General features: G+C 40.4%; 21 protein-coding genes. 5 read left to right on the top strand and 16 right to left on the bottom strand.

The annotated features are described in order from the left end of the window. Positions 1-26: 26 nt before the first annotated feature. The 6 genes from VJH67_00820 to VJH67_00845 are packed head-to-tail and all read right to left on the bottom strand — an operon-like array spanning position 27 to position 5,873. Positions 27-473, bottom strand: coding sequence for a pilin (locus tag VJH67_00820; protein HEY4515713.1), 447 nt, complete (start codon positions 471-473; stop codon positions 27-29). 15 nt (positions 474-488) lie between these two features. Further along, positions 489-1,769: an extracellular solute-binding protein gene (locus tag VJH67_00825; protein HEY4515714.1), complete on the bottom strand. Its 1,281-nt coding sequence runs from the start codon at positions 1,767-1,769 to the stop codon at positions 489-491. A 21-nt stretch (positions 1,770-1,790) separates the two neighbouring features. Beyond that, on the bottom strand, positions 1,791-2,318 hold the full coding sequence (locus VJH67_00830) for a class I SAM-dependent methyltransferase (GenBank protein HEY4515715.1): 528 nt from the start codon (positions 2,316-2,318) through the stop codon (positions 1,791-1,793). Between the two features lie 58 nt (positions 2,319-2,376). After that, positions 2,377-4,842 (bottom strand): DNA gyrase subunit A, encoded by a 2,466-nt coding sequence (gyrA, locus tag VJH67_00835; protein HEY4515716.1) that lies wholly within the window; start codon positions 4,840-4,842, stop codon positions 2,377-2,379. A 37-nt stretch (positions 4,843-4,879) separates the two neighbouring features. Continuing rightward, positions 4,880-5,200, bottom strand: coding sequence for a hypothetical protein (locus VJH67_00840; protein ID HEY4515717.1), 321 nt, complete (start codon positions 5,198-5,200; stop codon positions 4,880-4,882). A 13-nt stretch (positions 5,201-5,213) separates the two neighbouring features. After that, positions 5,214-5,873, bottom strand: a complete 660-nt coding sequence (locus VJH67_00845; protein ID HEY4515718.1) for an MBL fold metallo-hydrolase — start codon at positions 5,871-5,873, stop codon at positions 5,214-5,216. A 152-nt stretch (positions 5,874-6,025) separates the two neighbouring features. Between VJH67_00845 and VJH67_00850 the strand changes: the two genes are divergently transcribed. Next, a complete protein-coding gene (locus VJH67_00850) occupies positions 6,026-7,150 on the top strand; it encodes a S1 RNA-binding domain-containing protein (protein HEY4515719.1) in 1,125 nt (374 codons plus the stop codon). An 80-nt stretch (positions 7,151-7,230) separates the two neighbouring features. On the opposite strand, the gene VJH67_00855 is transcribed toward VJH67_00850, so the two are convergent. Further along, complete coding sequence (locus tag VJH67_00855) at positions 7,231-7,590, bottom strand: endonuclease domain-containing protein (protein HEY4515720.1); 360 nt, start codon at positions 7,588-7,590, stop codon at positions 7,231-7,233. 71 nt (positions 7,591-7,661) lie between these two features. Beyond that, complete coding sequence (pth, locus tag VJH67_00860) at positions 7,662-8,201, bottom strand: aminoacyl-tRNA hydrolase (GenBank protein HEY4515721.1); 540 nt, start codon at positions 8,199-8,201, stop codon at positions 7,662-7,664. A gap of 45 nt (positions 8,202-8,246) precedes the next feature. On the opposite strand from pth, the gene lepB reads away from it, so the two are divergent. From lepB to VJH67_00880, 4 genes are read left to right on the top strand one after another with little or no spacing between them, the layout of a single operon-like run. Next, a complete protein-coding gene (gene lepB, locus VJH67_00865) occupies positions 8,247-8,831 on the top strand; it encodes a signal peptidase I (protein HEY4515722.1) in 585 nt (194 codons plus the stop codon). Position 8,832: 1 nt separating this feature from the next. After that, complete coding sequence (locus tag VJH67_00870) at positions 8,833-10,023, top strand: His/Gly/Thr/Pro-type tRNA ligase C-terminal domain-containing protein (protein HEY4515723.1); 1,191 nt, start codon at positions 8,833-8,835, stop codon at positions 10,021-10,023. 2 nt (positions 10,024-10,025) lie between these two features. After that, positions 10,026-11,168, top strand: coding sequence for an MFS transporter (locus VJH67_00875; GenBank protein HEY4515724.1), 1,143 nt, complete (start codon positions 10,026-10,028; stop codon positions 11,166-11,168). A 24-nt stretch (positions 11,169-11,192) separates the two neighbouring features. Further along, positions 11,193-11,396, top strand: coding sequence for a hypothetical protein (locus tag VJH67_00880; GenBank protein HEY4515725.1), 204 nt, complete (start codon positions 11,193-11,195; stop codon positions 11,394-11,396). A gap of 39 nt (positions 11,397-11,435) precedes the next feature. On the opposite strand, the gene VJH67_00885 is transcribed toward VJH67_00880, so the two are convergent. The 8 genes from VJH67_00885 to VJH67_00920 all read right to left on the bottom strand — a co-directional run bounded on the left by VJH67_00885 (position 11,436) and on the right by VJH67_00920 (position 17,384). Next, positions 11,436-11,807, bottom strand: a complete 372-nt coding sequence (locus VJH67_00885; GenBank protein ID HEY4515726.1) for a hypothetical protein — start codon at positions 11,805-11,807, stop codon at positions 11,436-11,438. A gap of 15 nt (positions 11,808-11,822) precedes the next feature. Then, the gene (locus VJH67_00890) at positions 11,823-12,251 is read right to left on the bottom strand and encodes a Gmad2 immunoglobulin-like domain-containing protein (protein HEY4515727.1); all 429 of its coding nucleotides are present in this window, start codon (positions 12,249-12,251) and stop codon (positions 11,823-11,825) included. After that, entirely contained in the window at positions 12,252-12,890 is a 639-nt protein-coding gene (locus VJH67_00895; GenBank protein HEY4515728.1) for a thioredoxin domain-containing protein, read from the bottom strand. It abuts the gene before it with no gap. A 33-nt stretch (positions 12,891-12,923) separates the two neighbouring features. Then, positions 12,924-13,646 (bottom strand): ABC transporter ATP-binding protein, encoded by a 723-nt coding sequence (locus VJH67_00900; GenBank protein ID HEY4515729.1) that lies wholly within the window; start codon positions 13,644-13,646, stop codon positions 12,924-12,926. 3 nt (positions 13,647-13,649) lie between these two features. Further along, entirely contained in the window at positions 13,650-14,750 is a 1,101-nt protein-coding gene (locus VJH67_00905) for an ABC transporter substrate-binding protein (GenBank protein ID HEY4515730.1), read from the bottom strand. Positions 14,751-15,077: 327 nt separating this feature from the next. Beyond that, entirely contained in the window at positions 15,078-15,347 is a 270-nt protein-coding gene (locus VJH67_00910) for a type II toxin-antitoxin system Phd/YefM family antitoxin (protein ID HEY4515731.1), read from the bottom strand. A 79-nt stretch (positions 15,348-15,426) separates the two neighbouring features. Further along, positions 15,427-16,212: an ATP-binding cassette domain-containing protein gene (locus VJH67_00915; GenBank protein HEY4515732.1), complete on the bottom strand. Its 786-nt coding sequence runs from the start codon at positions 16,210-16,212 to the stop codon at positions 15,427-15,429. 59 nt (positions 16,213-16,271) lie between these two features. Continuing rightward, complete coding sequence (locus VJH67_00920; protein ID HEY4515733.1) at positions 16,272-17,384, bottom strand: ABC transporter substrate-binding protein; 1,113 nt, start codon at positions 17,382-17,384, stop codon at positions 16,272-16,274.

Genomic DNA, 17,384 nt, shown 5'->3' on the forward strand with positions numbered 1-17,384 from the left:
TTATACATCATAGTTACTTGCTACAACTACCTGTTGTTTAGTTCTATAAATTGGTCGCCATATCCATCCTCTAGGAATACATTGACGATGGTCCTCACTATGAGCCACGCAGAGAGAATGATAATAAAGCCGAGCAAAACTTTGCCCAACATTTTTTTTGCTTCCGACTTTTTATCCACTACAGCCGTAGTCATCAGGATGAAGCCGGCCCAGGAGAAGGTAATGACGGAAATTGGAAAGGAAATAATAACAAGCCAATTGAGTAAATTTTGAACTAAATAGAGCAGGTCGTCGAAATTACACTCCTCATCTTTCCCAGAAACTATGCCGTCACCATCATTATCAAAACCGCACGGTATGAATCGGCCCGTATCCCCTTCTTCCCCTTGAGCCAGAACACCAAGAGGAATACAAAAAGTACCAACGAGCATAATCAGTAATATAATTTTTGTAAAATTTCTAATTTTTCGCATGATTTTCGTATCAGATTATTTGAAGAGCTCTGTTATTTCCCTACTAGCCTTCACTACTGCCGCCGAAGTGCGCTCGCGACCGCTTGTAATACTCTCTATCATGTTAGCAAATATTTTTGCTGTAGCAGTAGGCTCAGGATCAAGCCAAGCCTTGGACCGGAGTGCACTTTCGTAGAAAACTGCCTGGTATGCGTCAAGAGCTTTAGTTCCGAGTAAGTCGCGCCGAGCAGGGGGGACACCGAGAGCTTCGCTTATAGCCAGTGCTCCTTCACGACTTGAAAGGATAGAAGCGACGCCAAAGGCGGCATTTGCATTCTTAGAGCCACGGGAAATAGCAAAACCATAAAACTTGCCGTAGGAAACGTTGTTACCAGAATCTTTAGAGGTGGGCACTGAAGAAACATCGAAATTTAAATTAGGATTTTTCAGCTGGATCAGAGCTATCTCACTTGCAAAACCGAAATAGAGAGCCATATCCCCAGAAAGAAAATAAGTTTGGGAAAGAGGCATCGATCTATTCCAAGAATAATAAGGTTTAACCGGATTTGAAAATTCAGTGTAGAAATTGACAGCGGCTTCTCCAGGGATGACTGGTTTTTCAAATGAATCTGCCATAACAGAACGAGTATCATCACCAAATCTCTGGACGATAGGTGTACCAGCCTGCATCATCAAATTCGAAATGATAGCTTTGGCGTTTGATACATTATTATACTCACCAAAAGAAACTAAGGACTTTTGAATATTCAGTGCTCCATCTTTTTTGGATATAAGCCCAGCGAGAGAATAGAATTCATCCCAATATTTAGGAGGGCTAGTCAGCTTAGCATCGGTGAAAACTTTTCTACTCCAATACATAACAAGTGGATCGACAATCACGGGAAGAGCTACTATCCCCGTCGGGTCAAGATAAATTTCGGATCCTTCTATAAAAGAGTCCTTGAACATCCTCTCAGAGAAAGCGTCGTATGGAATTAGAGTAATCTTATTTTTCTGCTTCACTATTTTATCGTGAGGCAGAAGAAATAGATCAGGGCCATTTCCTGAAGCAAGAGCCTCCACGTACTCATCGTCAAAAAGAGCTTCTTCTTTATAAGAATAACTTATTTTATATGCTTCGTTATTATAGAGAGAAGTTTTTGAAATAATACTTTGAAAAACTTCTGGATTCACATTGCCCCAGATACTCACTTCTGCCTGCTCTACTCCACCACCTTGATATTTAGAAAATATTATGACGCTTACTATAATAAGGATACCAAAAACTCCTAGAATAATAACCTGAAACTTAGACATATTTCCCATAACTTTATTTTATCACGCTTTTAGCGCTACGAAACCATAGTGATGATCGCCAGCGTCGATTGATTTCTCGATCGAAAAGCCCGCTCCACAAAAAAGGGACTTGGCTCTCTCTTCCGTCACCACTTCATCCTTATGTGGGCCAAGGCCAGCAAAAGAATCAAGCCAATCGACCACCAGCACTCTGCCGCCAGACTTTAATATCCTTTCTATCTCTTTTGCAAAACTTTCTTTGTTCTCGACCTGAAAAAGAATGTTCGAAGCTATAACCACATCGATGATTCCCTCTTTTATTTTTGTACCTCCATCCTTTTCTATATCGCCCCAAATCACTTCCACATTTGAAAGTTCATTTTTTTCAGCTAACTTCTTGACTGTCTCTACCAATTCTTTCTGCACATCTACTCCAAAAACCCTACCTTCTTCACCTACAATTTTAGCTGCTTCCAAAGCATAAAAACCGCTGCCGACTCCAAGATCAGCCACACGCATCCCTTTAGAAAGCCCGAGTTGTTCTAAATTAGATTTAGGATTACTAAACATGACTTAATTATTCTAAATGAAAATGAGGGAAGAAGCACACCAAACAGTGGAGACTGTTTTACAAACAAATGAAAGAGGCAATGGAGTCGCCGTCGCGGAGCTTCATGATACGAACGCCTTGAGTGGAGCGACCGAGAGTAGGTATCTCTTTCAGTTCGAGGCGGATGACCTGACTTTTCTTCGACATGGCCACGGCCTCCTCTTCCTCACCTGTTACCACTTGAGAAGCAATGATGTCGCCAGTTTTACTTGTGACGTTACTTGTTTTTATTCCCGAGCCACCGCGACCTTGTATTTTGTATTCATCAATCGGAGTTTTCTTGCCATAACCTTTTTCGCCCATGACTACAAGTTCAGCAGTTTTTTCAAACGCCTTGGGTACATTGTGCGCGCCTATGATTTTATCGCCTTTGCCGAGCTTCATCACTCTTACACCAGCGGCTTGGCGACCCATCTCTCGTACTTGGGATTCGGCAAACCTGATCGATTGACCTTTAGCAGTTACCACTGCGCAAGAATCACCTTTATCAACCTGGGAAACAGAAATCAACTTATCACCCGCTCCCAACTTGATAGCGATGATGCCGCTTGTACGCACATCGTGGAAACTCGAAGCTGAAACTTTTTTACCAGTACCTTGTTCAGTTATCATTATAAGAGATAGATTTTTGTTGTCCTTCAAGTTTTTCGGCATCGGCAAAATTGAAGTGACCTTCTCCCCTTCGGTAAGAGAAAGGAAATTCATAATTGATTTACCTCGAGTGGCTCGCCTACCTTCCGGCAACTCATACATCTTTATTTGATAAGCCTTACCTTTGTCAGTAAAGAACAGGAGATCGGAATGAGTACTAGCGGTCAAGAAATGGGAGACAAAATCCTCTTCCTTAGTATCAAGGTCGACGACACCTACTCCTCCCCGCTTTTGCTGCTTAAATTCGCTTGGATGAGTGCGCTTCACATAACCTCCTTGAGTGAGCATAAGAGTGTTTTCCTCATCAGCGATGAGATCCTCCATTGAAAGAGCCTTCACTCCCCCTTTTACCACTTTAGTACGCCTCTCATCACCATATTTTTCTGCTATTTCTGAAAGTTCTTTTTTGATAATAGTCAAAATCTTCTTTGGGTTTTCCAAAATACTCTTCAAATCTTTTATCAGAGCTTGTACTGAGCTTAATTCATCTTCTATTTTTTGTCTCTCGAGCCCAGCCAATTTTTGCAAACGCATTTCGAGAATAGCATTCGCCTGACGTTCTGAGAATTTGAACTCTTTCATCAAATTAGCCCTAGCAGTATCAACATCCTTCGACTTCTTGATCAATTTTATGATTTCATCGATATGGTCGAGAGCTTTCTTCAAACCAAGTAGAATATGCTCTCTGTCTTCCGCTTCGCGTAGTTCAAACTCCGTCCGCCTTTTTATGACGATTTTCCTGTGACCAATAAATTCTTCGATTACACTTTTGAGTGAAAGAGTCTGCGGCACACCGTCGACTAGAGCCACCAGGTTCATGTGGAAAGTTTCTTCCAGCTGAGTGTGTTTGTAGAGGAAATTTAAAACTTTTTGCGGATAGCTACCATTCTTCAAGTCGATCACCACTCTTATGTCTTTAGTCGACTCATCGCGCAAGCCTTTGATACCCTCCAATTTCTTCTCTCGCACCAATTCCGCGATTTTTTCTACCAGAGTTTGTTTGTTTACTCTGAATGGAATAGAGGTAATAATAATTTGACTCATACCCTTTTCCTCGACGATATCAGCTACTCCGCGACAAACCATACCTCCACGACCAGTAGAATATGCGTGATGAATATCCTTTTCGTTAAAAATTACTCCACCGATTGGGAAATCAGGACCTTTGACAAATTGCAATAAATCTTCAGTAGTGGCATCAGGATTTTCAATAAAATAGGCACAAGCGTCAGCCACTTCTCGCAAATTGTGAGGAGGAATGTTTGTGGCCATACCGACTGCGATACCGAGAGTACCGTTTAATAGTAATTGTGGTACTGCCGCTGGAAGGACTGCTGGCTCTTTTTTTGTCGCATCATAATTTGGCCTCCAATCGACAGTATCTTTATTTATATCGCGCAGAAGTTCACCGGAAAGACGTGACATTTTAGCTTCGGTGTAACGCATCGCAGCAGCGCTATCCCCATCGATAGAGCCGAAGTTACCCTGGCCGATAATAAGCGGGTAACGCATCGTAAAATCTTGGGCCATCTTCACCATAGAATCGTAGACAGCTACATCGCCGTGCGGATGATAATTACCAAGCACTTCTCCCACCACAGTTGCTGATTTACGAGTTTTAGCGGTCGCAGTCAAATTCAAAGTATTCATGGCGTAAAGTATGCGACGATGAACAGGTTTCAAACCATCACGCACATCAGGTAAGGCCCTGTCAGTAATAACTGACATGGCATAATCGATGAAAGACTCTTTCATTTCCGTCACAATCGAACGCGAAATTACGCCTTTATTAGGAACAGCATTCTCCACATTTTCTTCTACATTTTTAGCCATTTGTGCCCTGTATTATAGCAGATTTTTAAGCTAAAAGCTACTTACTTTCGTAGACTTCAATACCAGACATAAAAGGGACAAGGACATTAGCAATAGATTCCTTGAAAGAGTCGAACTGTTCTATGAATTTTTCAAACGCAGCGCCAAAAGCATTTCTAGAATTTTGGATGGGAGAAGGAACTACCTCTATTTCGAGAGTCTCTTCATAGGCAACAGTACCACTTGGCATATTTATAAAACCCCTATATCCAGCCCAACCAACCAAAACAGCGAGAGTCAGGGCCGAAGCAGTAAAAAAAGCCACTTTATGTCTGTAAGATTCTGATTTCTGTTTTAATTTGTGAATAGTGTTTCGCATTTCTTAGAACAATTTATTGTGCTTCCAACACTACAATCTCCCCTTCTTTGCCCTCCAAATCTTTTTTCTTTATTGTAAGCTTATCAACAGGCTTCACCTCTTCAGAACCACTTTCTTTCAAGAATTTTTTTAAAGCATCTTTTTCACCTACACTACCATAATGAATAGGGATAATTATTCCTGGCTCTAAAGAAACAGCGACTTTGTTTGCAGAAGCGGCATCGAGAACTCCCTCCCCACCGACAGGAACAAAAAGTATATCTACCCCGTCGATTGCTGAAATAGCTTCAGAACTAAGATTCTCACTAAGAGCGCCCAAAAAACACAGATTCATATTTTCTAGGTTGACACTATATACAGTATTGATCCTCTCCTCGCCAGCATACTGCGATTTACTTGCAATACCTTTTATAAAAACTCCGTCGATTTCATACTCACCTGGGCCAGTAACAGAAAAAGATTGTTTGTCGTTCCGCCCGGATGAGCCGTTCGGACGTGCCCTACTAGCCTGCTCTACCCCATTCATATCAGGATGGCTCAAAGAAACCAATACTATGTCAGAACCAAAACTGCCTGCTTTGTGTTTAGAATCTTTGGAAACAGGATTAAAAGCAATAGTAGTATCGCCAAATTGTACTCGCACCTGCTCCACTCCGCCATAGGTAATAATCATGAATAGAATGTAGCATATTTTACAGCTTTATGGTAGTATCTTTTCATTAAAAGAAACCGACCGAATAGCTAACCTCACAGCGCGACTTTGCCAACTGGCTTTGCCAATCGGCAAATCTGTACATGAGACTGTGAAAGCTATCGGTATTTTATATGAAAGAAAAGGAAGATATAGAAAAGATAGAGGAAGAAACAGAGGATGCGGTAAAATCAAAAAAGGAATCAGCAATGGGCAAGATTATGTCCAATTCATCCCTCCTGCCTGAAGTGGGCGAACTGGTGGAAGGCCCAGTCATCGGGATTGAAAAAAACGCAGTGTATGTCGACCTCGCTCCTTGGGGCACAGGCATCATTTTCGGGCGTGAGTATATAAATGCTAGAGATTTGATCAAGAAAATAAACATTGGCGACAATGTAGCCGGTAAAATCGTCGGGCAAGACAACAAAGAAGGTTATGTCGAAATTTCACTGAAAGAAGCTCGCCAAGCTCTTATCTGGAACCAAGCTGAAGAAGCAATCAGGGATAAAACAGTATTTGAATTACCAATCCTAGAAGCAAACAAAGGTGGTCTCATGATTTCGTGGCAAGGGATCACTGGTTTCTTGCCTGCTTCCCAACTAAAAACGGAACACTATCCACGAGTAGCCGATGGCGATAAAGACAGAATCTTAGACGAACTGCGTAAACTAGTGGGCCAGAAAATCGCGGTATCTATCATTACCGCTGTTCCAAAAGAAGGAAAACTTATATTTTCTGAGAAAAATATCGAGAGTAAAGAGAAGACAGCCATCATCGACAAATATGTGTTGGGTGATGAAACTCTTGGAGAAGTCACTGGTATAGTTGACTTCGGAATATTCGTAAAACTGGAAGAAGGCCTGGAAGGCTTGGTGCATATTTCTGAAATCGATTGGGGCCTAGTCGATGATCCTAGAAAATTTGCTAAAGTGGGCGACACTGTAAGAGTAAAGATAATAGAAATCAAAGATGGGAAAGTATCGCTCTCGATCAAAGCCTTGAAAGATAATCCTTGGACAGAAGCAGCCAAGAAATATAAAAAGGATGACACGGTAACAGGAGTAGTCATCAAATTCAACAAACACGGAGCCTTAGCTTCGATTGAAGAAGGTATCGCTGGTCTTGTACATATCTCCGAATTTGGTTCCGAAGAAAAGTTGCGCGAAAAACTCGAGCTCGGCAAGACTTACAACTTCAAGATCACAGTCTTCGATCCAAAAGAACAAAAGATGGCTCTTGCATTCTTGGAGAATAAATAGGTGAGGTTAATAAACCTCATCCGGCACCTCGCAAAGCCTCGGGCCACCTTCCCCTTAGCAGGGGAAGGAAATCCAAAGACCTAGATACTATTTAGGCTCTTCTTGATTCTTGTTAGAACTTTGTAAACATCAGTATCAACCTCTGCGTTTGAAAATCTCAAGACTTTATAGTCGAGATCAGTAAAGAATTTATTCCTGACATGATCATATTCTCGAGCCTCTTGTGTGTGGTGAACTTCCCCGTCTATTTCTAAAACCAATTTCTTCTCAGCACAATAAAAATCTAGAATGTAGCCTCCGACACTATGCTGTCTTTTGAATTTAAAATCTAAATTTCTATCTTTTAGATGCCACCACAAAACTCTTTCTTGCGCGGTTTCCCTTTTTCTCAAATCTCTGCGCCAATCTCTCAATTTTGGTAAATTGTTCAGCCTTTGCATACTATGATGATATTTTGTTCCCGATTTACCTCTCCTGCTAAGGAGAGGTCGAGACGATAGTCCGGGTGAGGTTAATTGAATCTGTTCATCGCTATTTCCCTGCCTTCTTCTACAATAGTTTCTATCGCCTCTGAAACCAACTTAAAAGTTTTCTTCAGTGTTTCGTTCTGCTTCGGAGTAAAGTTACTCAAAATAAAATCAATAACTTCTTTTTCACCCTGAGGTTTTTTAATTTTACCTGAGGGAGTAGCAGGAGAAACTCCAATTCTAACTCGAGTAAACTCTTTAGTCTTAATAGATTTGATGATCGATTCTAAACCTTTGTGGCCACCGCTACTTTTATCATAAGAAATTTTTATAGTACCGAGAGGTAAATCCATATCGTCATAAACCACGATCAAATCTTTGGCGGTTTTTTTTGACTTAATATATTTAACTACCGCTTTACCAGAGTGGTTCATGAATTCGCCACTCTCAATAATTTTGATTTTATTTCGGAATTCAGACTTTGAGCTTTTAGCTTCAAAACATTCTACTGCCATTTTGCCAGTATTATGCCTACTTTTTGTATATTCTTCTCCCGGGTTCCCTAGTCCGACAACATATATCATAGAAAATAGATTATAGGCCAAAATCATGTATAATGGAACCCAATTATGCAGGAAAATTCAGATAGAAAAGAGAAAGAGCTAGAAAAGGCCACAGGAGAAGGCAAAAAGGAAGGAGTTGGAGAAATACTGAAATTCGTTCTGATCGTGGCCATAATAGTAATCCCATTTCGTCTTTTTATAGCCCAACCCTATATTGTAGAAGGAGCATCAATGGATCCAACATTCAAAGACGGCGATTACCTCATCGTGGATCAGATATCGACTCATTTCCAAGAATTAAAAAGAGGTGATGTCGTCATCATGAGGTATCCGAACGATCCTTCAAAATTTTTTATAAAAAGAGTGATCGGCCTACCGGAGGAAACCGTTTCTATTTCCAAAGGAAAAGTTTATATAAAAAACAGTGAGGGTACAGAAAGGGTAGCTCTGGATGAAAAATATATAGTCTTTGAAAGAGAAGAAGATTTTGAAGCTACTTTAAAAAAAAGTGAATATTTTGTCATGGGCGACAACAGAGCGGGTTCTTCCGATTCTAGAGTATGGGGACCACTGCCTTCTGAAAACATTGTAGGCAGGCCAATATTAAGATTGCTACCGTTACAACATATTAAATTCCTGCCCGGACAATAAAATGACCAAAAATAATCACAACAAAGGTAGCACTCTTAAAGAACTTCTAAAAGTGGATGAGTCGGGAAGAATAGCGACATTCTACGGCTTCCTACCTATAGAGAGCCCTCAGATAACTAAAGAAGATAGTAGCGCGGGAAAAGATTTGGACAGTAATTGGCGATGTGTTGAGAAAGCTTCGATAATGCGTGAATTTTCTGAAGTAAAGACAAACGCATCTGGAAAGTTTTTACCACAACCACTTTGTCTTTTTATGGAACACCCTTTTCCGGGGAGCAGCGAAAGAAGGAAGGCTGGAAGGCTGGAATATGAGATATCAATCCTGGGCTCAAACAGAAGTGTATGTGAAAGCCTAATCATCCAGACAGCCAAGGCTCTACTTGAAGCAAATGGTTGGAAAAATCTAGCCCTTCGCATCAATTCAGTAGGTGGCCGCGAGAGTGTATCTGATTTCGAAAGAAAGATGGCAAATTTTATAAGAAAAAGGATGGACGACTTCCCTAGTGAACTGCGACAAAATTTAAAAAAGGATCTCTTTTACTTAGCTCGATCAAAGGATGAAAAGTATAAAGAGTGGAGAGAGTGTGCTCCTCAGTCAGTCGACTGCCTCTCCGAACAAAGCCGTTTGCACCTGAAAGAAATACTGGAGTTTTTGGAAACAATGGAAATACCATATGTTTTTGATTCGACTCTTTTGGGAGAAATAAAGATATCGACAGAAGTAGTGTTCGAGATAGTATCGGAAGGAGGCGAGGGAGAAGTTTTAGCTCGAGGTTGCCGTATGAACAGATTATCGAAACGTTTGCAGTTGAAAAAAGAAGTTCCAGCAGTAAGCGTAAGTGTAAGCGCGAAAGCTGTAAAAAATCTTAAAACATCCACGATAAAAAATACCAAACATAACTTTTTCTTGGTACAATTTGGTCCTGAAGCGAAACAAAAAAGTTTTATCGCTTTGGAAGAACTGCGCAAGTCCGGAGTACCTATTTTACACTCTTTAGCCAAAGATAAGCTAACAAATCAAATGTATTCGGTAGAACAATCGAGCACAGAATACATCATCCTTATCGGTCAAAAAGAGGCTTTGGAAAATGTGGCGGTGATAAGGCATACATCGACTCGGGCTCAATATACAGTACCAATAAAAGAGCTAGGTGAATTTATAAAAAAAACTGCTGAATTTAAAATCAAATAAGCATGCGACTGAAGTTAATATATGTGTGCGGGTTCCTACTTTCGATCCACTACGCTTCGATAGTGTACCTAAACTCTTCTCTTTTAAGTAAATTCGTAAGTGGTAGTAGTCTAAACATCATATATGCTATAGGCTCGGCTGGTAGCATCCTGATGCTCTTCCTTACTCCATTCCTTTTTAGAAAACTGGGTAATGTTTACAGTTTCCTTTTTTTTATCATCGCTGAAGCTTTCATCGTATTCGGTATAGGTAGTACAGAGCTCGGTATTTTGATCCTCGGCCTCTTCCTTATTTATCAAAGCCTTGAATCAGTACTTTATTTTTGCCTTGATATCGCCCTGGAAGAAGAAACAAAAAAAGAAGGCTCAACCGGTGGCCGACGCGGATTATTCCTCACCGCTCAAAATATAGCCTGGGTTTGCGCGCCTCTCGCTTTAGCTTTACTAGTCGACGATAGTAATTTCAAGAATGTCTACTACCTTTCAAGCTTAGCGCTCATCCCTGTTTTTCTTATCATTCTACCCTTCTTTAAAAATACAAAATTTAGAGACGGACATACTAGTCATGCTCTACTAGTTTTTCATTCTCTTTTGAAAGGGGGGGATAAAACTCGCACTATTATCTGTCAATTTTTACTAAACGCATTTTATGCCTGGATGGTTATCTACCTACCTTTGGTTTTAAGTAATGAAATGGGTTTTAGTTGGCACACCATAGGTATTATTCTTTCTATCATGCTCCTACCTTTCCTCTTATTCGAACTGCCAGCTGGGCTTTTGGCCGATAAAAAATTTGGAGAAAAAGAGATGCTCACCATAGGCTTCAGTGTCATGGCTCTTTCCACTTTCGTCATTCCTTTTATCCACTCCAGTAATTGGGTTGTATGGGCTATCGTGCTTTTTATAACTCGTATGGGGGCAAGCCTAGTCGAAATTTCAAACGAAAGTTATTTCTTCAAACATGTGAAAGCCCATGATACTGGCATCATCAGTATTTTCCGGATGCTTCGACCTTTCGCATATATGATAGTGCCTCTCATCACCATTCCTATCGTTTCCTCCTTTTCCTACAGCGCTTCCTTCGCCTTCCTCGCCATCCTCCCCGCTCTCGGCCTCGCCTTCCTACCCAAAATTGACACTAAATAGGCTCTGTGCTATAATTGCAAAAGGATGACACCTGAACAGATCGTAGCTTCCCAGCTCTCAAGCTGGGGAGATAAAAAAGAAGTATACCTAGTGACAGAGGATGAATTTAAGATCCTGCGGACTCACGCAGAATCAAGCGTTGAAAAAGACCTGGAATCGAATGGTGATGGAACGTATCTTAGTTCACTCCTGTTCAGAAACTATAGGTTCTCATGCGTTACGAAGTAACCGGCAGTTCAAAAGGGCTGCCGGTTTTCCATTTATATTCTATTCCCTTTTGAATGCTTCTCCTTCTTTCAGTTTATACCCTCTAGCATATTCAAAGGCAAATTGAGCTATGTGTTCGGCAGTACTTATTTCCATTCCTGATCTTTGCCTACCTAAAAGCATCAAGGCAAGTTCGTTATGAAGTTGTCTCTGACTAGTATCTGATCTTTTAAAATCTAAAGTCTTGGCATGGTGCCTGACTCCAGAATCAAGAGCGTTCGCATATCTTTCACAAACACTCTTCAATCGTTGTTCAGCGACACTTCCCTGGAGGGGGGGGTTACCAGGAATTTCGTATTCATCCCATAACAGAGTCAAAAATGGTTCGCTAATTCTTTCTGGAACATGATTATTTGATGTAACTCCTTCCATATAATTATGTTTATTCTACTTAAAACGTACTGGGACTCTTACTGAATCTTCATTTTCAGGAAGGCCTGATGGGTTATCTTTATGGAAAATTATAATGCCGGTTTCACCTTTAGGTTTATCGAAGGAAATTTCGGCCGAGAAAGGTACGTATTCTTCCGTCATCCATTCCCCTTCAGCCTGTATCGGAGTTATGCCGAGGCTAGTACCATCTTCATCTAACACTTCAGCTGGGAAAGAGGCTTCAAAATACCACATCCCTCTTGCCTGACCTGATACTCTGACTGGTGAAGTGACCTCTTGATTTGCTAAAGGAGAATCTATCTGTAACAAATCTTTGTAGACTAGACTGCCTACTTTCTCTTCCTCTTCAGAGGGACTGAAGTAATAAACAGCTCCACCAACAGCCAAAGCAACGAGTAAAATCAGGATTACAGTCTTTTTCATCTATTTTAAAGCTTTGTCGATCAATAGTTTGAAAGCCTGGATACTCTGAGGGCTGTCCAATTTTTCTCCATTCAAGACAAAGGTAGGAGTAGCATTGAAACCATTTTTGACTGCGCTTTCCCTTTGAGATTTGACGATATCCTTCACCTCACCAGAATCAAGGTCGGCAAGGAACTGTTCTTTGTCGATACCGATAAGGACAGCATAGTCGCCAAAAACTTTTTTCAAATCTGAAGCACTTGACCATTCATTTTGTTTTTCAAAAAGTAGGTTATGCATTTCCCAAAACTTGCCTTGTTTACTTGCCGCTTCCGAAGCCCAAGCTGCAGGTTCAGCATTGAAATGGATTTGTTTTAGTGGAAAATGACGATAAACAAAAGTTACTTTATCGCTATAAGTTTGAGATAGTTCTAGAAGTATCGGATAGTAAGAACGACAAGCAGGACACTGAAAATCGGCATATTCTATGAGAACTACAGTCGAAGAAGCGCCTGTATCTACAGTTCGGCCTTTTACATGGTCGGAGGGGCTTACTTCGGTGAGAGAAAACTGCGAGGAAGAGCTAGAACTTCCATTAAAAATAACGAGAGCGCCCACTATTACTATAAAAACTACTACAACCCAAATTAATGATTTCATTCTTTATCTTTTATCTTTAATAGCTCGATTCTATCACATTTTCCCCAGAAAAACTTTTTCAAGAATGTTGCTGTTTATGATAGTAGAGGGAGTGTCAGAGACGACCACCTTCCCCTTATCAAGCACATAAGCCCGACTGGCGATTTCGAGTAGTGATTTTATATTGTGTTCGACTACGACGATTGCCGTTCGACGTTTTTCATTTATTTCTTTTATTTTTTGGAAAACTTCTTTCACAATTTTGGGAGCGAGGCCGAGTGATGGTTCGTCGAGGAGAAGCACTTTAGGGTCAACGATAAGCCCGCGAGCGATAGCGAGCATTTGCTGTTGACCACCAGAAAGCGAACTCGACTTTTCTTTCAGCTTTGATCGGAGCATCGGAAAAAGCTCCAATACATCTTCTATTCTTTTTTTAATCTCTTTCTGATCCTTTATTACATATCCACCCACTTCCAAGTTTTCTCTAACAGTCAGATGTTTAAAAACTCTTCGGCCTTGAGGGACGAAAGAGATGCCTCTTTCCACCATTTCATGCGATACCGGTTTTACTTCATGTTCATGCCACAACACTTTGCCACTTTCAATAGGCGCGAGTCCAAATATAGCCTTCAGTACCGTCGATTTCCCTGCCCCATTTGGGCCCATCAGGGCTACTACCTCCCCCTCATCCACCTCCACACTCGCCCCCGCGAGCGCCCGGACGCCCCCGTAGTGAACATGAACATTTTCAATTTTTAAGAGTACCTCTTTTTGCATCCACTATTCTGCCTTTATATACTGACCATTTTTTAGAGTCCAGAGCTCAAGAGCAAAAGTTACTGATCTATCATCCTGATAACCAAATCCTTTTATAGCTGGATTTTCATAGTTGAATTTTTTAGCCTGTGATACAAAATCCTTCGAATCAAATCCTGATTTTTGAATCATAGAGACAACTGCTTTTGTTATATCATATCCAAGAGCTACTACGTAATCTTCAGGGTTTTTTCCATACTTAACGCTATATTTTGAAGTAAACTCTGTACTGAATTGATTAGGAGCAATACCAGGCGCAAAAGTGCCTTCTATTGAGGAACCAAAATCTTTTACTGCTTGCATATTTAGGTCAACAAAAGTAATCCTCATACCTTTATACCCTCTTTCTTTCAAAATCTTCATGAGAGTGAAGGCCTGCGAAGTATCGCCACTCGCCATAAATACAGCATCAGCTTTCGAGGCAATTACCTTATCTGCTTGAGTTTTTAAATCTCTGCTTTCAAAAGGTACGAGTTCATTTATTACAACAGAATAACCTCCATCTTTAGATAGAGCGACCATCCCATCTCGAGAATTTATACCAAAGTCATCATTGGTATTTATCAAAGCGACAGTCTTCACATTCTGCTTTTTGATTTCAGGCAAAACAGTTTTAAGTTGATCAACGGCACCAGGATAGCCACAGAAAACATTCTCTAAATCTTTAAACGCATCCGAACAATATGAAGCAGAGAAAATTGTTACGCCCTTTTCTTTTGCCATTGGAGAAACAGCTACGACTTCATCGGGCACATAGAGTCCTAAAAGCACATCTACTTTATCTACATCTAGAAGTTTTTTTGCAGCGGTGACTCCATCTAATGTTTCAGTATGATCATCCTCGACGATAAAAGTAACTTTTGCAGGATCAAATTCAGCCTTGGCGAGTTCCACACCCTGTAAAAGTTTTTCTCCAGAAACAGCAACACTTCCAGTAAGAGGAAGAATTACTCCAACCTTTATCGGTTGTGTATTTTCTGTAGAATCAGGCTGTTTTTTAGAAAAATAAACCAACCCTATAACAACAATCACCACAACCAAAATCCAAGCTAATTTTTTATTCATATTTATTTTTACGATCTTGATTAATTAGTTCCATACTATCAAAAAAGTAAAATATGTAAACAGTAGGCTTAAAAAAGTCTTTTAAACTTTCTGTATACTTCATCGTCATTTCTTTTACCAATTAACTCAACTCTAACTTCTGGTTCTAAAATTGTGTAGATAATTCTATATTCTCCTATATCAGTAGCAAAGTAACCTGAGTATCCTTTTAGAGGTTTACTATCTGGAGGCAATGGATCATCTTTGAGACTTAGAGCCTTTACAGATACCTACCTTTTTTGTTTTGGCGGTAACTTTTTAAAAAACTTTGATGCTAATTTTGAAAATTTAACGCTTAACATTAAGAGCCGATCTTAATAATTTTTCAGTTTGAGCTACCGTCAAATAACCACCTTTTGCTGCCTTTTTTGCTTTTTCTCCCCAATAAGCATCAATGATCGCTTCAAAATCCTCATAATCAGCATAGTTTTCATTTGATAGAACATAAGCAACTTTACGGCCATTTTTTTGTATAGCAACTGGAGAACGACGAGCTTCGTCAAGAAGTCGTCCAAAGTTATTTTTTGCTTCTTTAGCTGTAAAAACTATTTGACTCATAATAGTAGCTATTGTAGCTAAAGTAGCTTCTTTGTCAAGGAAAAGCGGTTGATAACCTTAAGAAGTTTATGGATGTGATCTACTCCCCCAAATATGCCTCAATTACATCTTTTCTGGCCAAGACTTCTTCTGGTTTACCTTCAGCTAACAACTTGCCTGCATCCAAGACAAAAATATGGTCGGACAATTCGCGGATAAGGTCCATATTGTGTTCGACTAGGATCACGGTTTTACCTTTTTCCTTTAGCTCTTTTATAACAGAACTGACGATTTTTACCATCTCGGGGAAAAGGCCGGCAAAAGGCTCGTCGAAGAAAAATATTTTCGCCTCCCCTGTTGGCGAATGAGTCATAGCTAGAATACGGGCGATTTCGAGCAGTTTGCGCTGACCATATGAAAGGTTCGCTGCAAGCTCATTCTGTTTTACTTGCCCGCCCGAAGCTTTATGCGAAGGAGGGTTCCACAACCCTACACGATTTAACACCTCCTCTGCCTTTTCTAAGTGAAATGTTTTGTGTTTTTCGAACAAAGCTTCTGTAGTATTTCTTTCCGTGAGCACTACTAAAATATTGTCGAGTACTGTCATCTGCTCGAAAAGCCTCACATCTTGAAAGGTGCGCGTGATTTCGTAGGTCGGGACATCGTACCGCCTGATTTTGGAAAGGACTGTATCTCTGCCCACGAGTACCATTCCTCCATCGATTTGATGTATGCCAGTAATCGTATTGATGAGAGTCGATTTACCACTACCATTCGGCCCTATCAAACTCGTCACCTTCCCTGGCTCAAAGGACAACGAAAGCCCATCCACGGCATACACTCCATCAAAGTGTTTAGTAATTTTATTTGTTGAAAGTGTTGACATTTGATTTGGCGAAATCATGCCGACCCGACGTCCATTAGGGGTCGGCTTTTCTTAATTCTTTATTTCTTCAAAGGAACAAACTTACCATCTTGGATTGTTTGGATTGCAGTCGGGGTATTGAGAGAAGCGTGTTCAGCACTGAATTGGAATGTACCATTTGGAGTTTTGAATTTTGTGTTTTCAAGAAGAGAAGGTACTTCTGATTTATCTTTAGCTTTTGATACAGCTTCGGCTAAGATATAAAGAGCATCATAAGCCCTGTTTACCGAATTGGCTGGTTCGATTTTATATATTTCCCTAAATTTCTTATCGAAGCTCTCTGGAGTAACATTCCAATTCAAAACTACGACACCATCAAACAAACTTTTATCAGTCCCTTCTATCGCTAAAGAGTCCTTGACACTGTCGTAAGTAACCACTTGAGGCTTAAAACCGAGCTGTTTCGATTGGGTCATAAAGGTAACAGGATCAATCGTTACCATGTCGAGAAACACAATATCCACATTTGCCTGCTTCAATTTTAAGATGATGGTACGGAAATCATTGTTGCCTATTTGTTTGTAAGCTTCGTCCACCACTTCGCCCTTACCTAATTTTTTGTTTATTTCAGAAAGATTTTTAACTATCTCCGCTCCGAACCCAGAATCAAAATGCACCACAGCAAGTTTTTTGTAATCGCTCTTAGAAAGATACGATTCGAGAGAATAGATAATTTTAGAGAAGTCGCTCATCATTACAAAACTGTGGCTATTGGTATCGAACACTCCTGCTATGCGAGGATTTGAAGGAGAGATAACAACAGTGCCCGAATCTTTCGCTATCGCAAATATCGGTTGAGTAACAAAATCAAAGTTACTTCCTATAATAGCATCAACTTTATCAACACTTGTGAGTTTTTGGTATGAACCAACAGCCGCTTTCGGATCAGTCCTATCATCTTCGTAAATCACTTCCACCATCCTTCCATTCATACCTCCTTTATCATTTATTTCTTTCATCGCCATTTCGATGCCATACCTCGACATTTCACCAAAAGCCGACGCAAAACCCGTCTCCGAAATAATAGCCCCTATTTTAATCGGCTCACCGGAAACAGGCTCTTTCTTTTTATTCATCCATACCAAACCCAGAATTATTACCACCACGACTACAATCCAAATTATTTTTTTCAT

The sequence above is a fragment of the Candidatus Paceibacterota bacterium genome (assembly GCA_036517255.1).
GTDB lineage: Bacteria > Patescibacteriota > Minisyncoccia > Phycocordibacterales > WO2-35-19 > DATDXE01.

Bases quoted from the DNA above. Each gene is read 5' to 3' on its own strand.
- gyrA (HEY4515716.1), bottom strand. From the start codon at position 4,842: ATGGCTAAAAATGTAGAAGAAAATGTGGAGAATGCTGTTCCTAATAAA.
- VJH67_00915 (HEY4515732.1), bottom strand. From the start codon at position 16,212: ATGTCAACACTTTCAACAAATAAAATTACTAAACACTTTGATGGAGTG.
- VJH67_00840 (HEY4515717.1), bottom strand. From the start codon at position 5,200: ATGCGAAACACTATTCACAAATTAAAACAGAAATCAGAATCTTACAGA.
- pth (HEY4515721.1), bottom strand. From the start codon at position 8,201: ATGATATATGTTGTCGGACTAGGGAACCCGGGAGAAGAATATACAAAA.
- lepB (HEY4515722.1), top strand. From the start codon at position 8,247: ATGCAGGAAAATTCAGATAGAAAAGAGAAAGAGCTAGAAAAGGCCACA.
- VJH67_00850 (HEY4515719.1), top strand. From the start codon at position 6,026: ATGAAAGAAAAGGAAGATATAGAAAAGATAGAGGAAGAAACAGAGGAT.
- VJH67_00910 (HEY4515731.1), bottom strand. From the start codon at position 15,347: ATGAGTCAAATAGTTTTTACAGCTAAAGAAGCAAAAAATAACTTTGGA.
- VJH67_00885 (HEY4515726.1), bottom strand. From the start codon at position 11,807: ATGGAAGGAGTTACATCAAATAATCATGTTCCAGAAAGAATTAGCGAA.
- VJH67_00875 (HEY4515724.1), top strand. From the start codon at position 10,026: ATGCGACTGAAGTTAATATATGTGTGCGGGTTCCTACTTTCGATCCAC.
- VJH67_00830 (HEY4515715.1), bottom strand. From the start codon at position 2,318: ATGTTTAGTAATCCTAAATCTAATTTAGAACAACTCGGGCTTTCTAAA.
- VJH67_00845 (HEY4515718.1), bottom strand. From the start codon at position 5,873: ATGATTATTACCTATGGCGGAGTGGAGCAGGTGCGAGTACAATTTGGC.
- VJH67_00825 (HEY4515714.1), bottom strand. From the start codon at position 1,769: ATGTCTAAGTTTCAGGTTATTATTCTAGGAGTTTTTGGTATCCTTATT.
- VJH67_00905 (HEY4515730.1), bottom strand. From the start codon at position 14,750: ATGAATAAAAAATTAGCTTGGATTTTGGTTGTGGTGATTGTTGTTATA.
- VJH67_00820 (HEY4515713.1), bottom strand. From the start codon at position 473: ATGCGAAAAATTAGAAATTTTACAAAAATTATATTACTGATTATGCTC.
- VJH67_00870 (HEY4515723.1), top strand. From the start codon at position 8,833: ATGACCAAAAATAATCACAACAAAGGTAGCACTCTTAAAGAACTTCTA.
- VJH67_00895 (HEY4515728.1), bottom strand. From the start codon at position 12,890: ATGAAATCATTAATTTGGGTTGTAGTAGTTTTTATAGTAATAGTGGGC.
- VJH67_00920 (HEY4515733.1), bottom strand. From the start codon at position 17,384: ATGAAAAAAATAATTTGGATTGTAGTCGTGGTGGTAATAATTCTGGGT.
- VJH67_00855 (HEY4515720.1), bottom strand. From the start codon at position 7,590: ATGCAAAGGCTGAACAATTTACCAAAATTGAGAGATTGGCGCAGAGAT.
- VJH67_00880 (HEY4515725.1), top strand. From the start codon at position 11,193: ATGACACCTGAACAGATCGTAGCTTCCCAGCTCTCAAGCTGGGGAGAT.
- VJH67_00900 (HEY4515729.1), bottom strand. From the start codon at position 13,646: ATGCAAAAAGAGGTACTCTTAAAAATTGAAAATGTTCATGTTCACTAC.
- VJH67_00890 (HEY4515727.1), bottom strand. From the start codon at position 12,251: ATGAAAAAGACTGTAATCCTGATTTTACTCGTTGCTTTGGCTGTTGGT.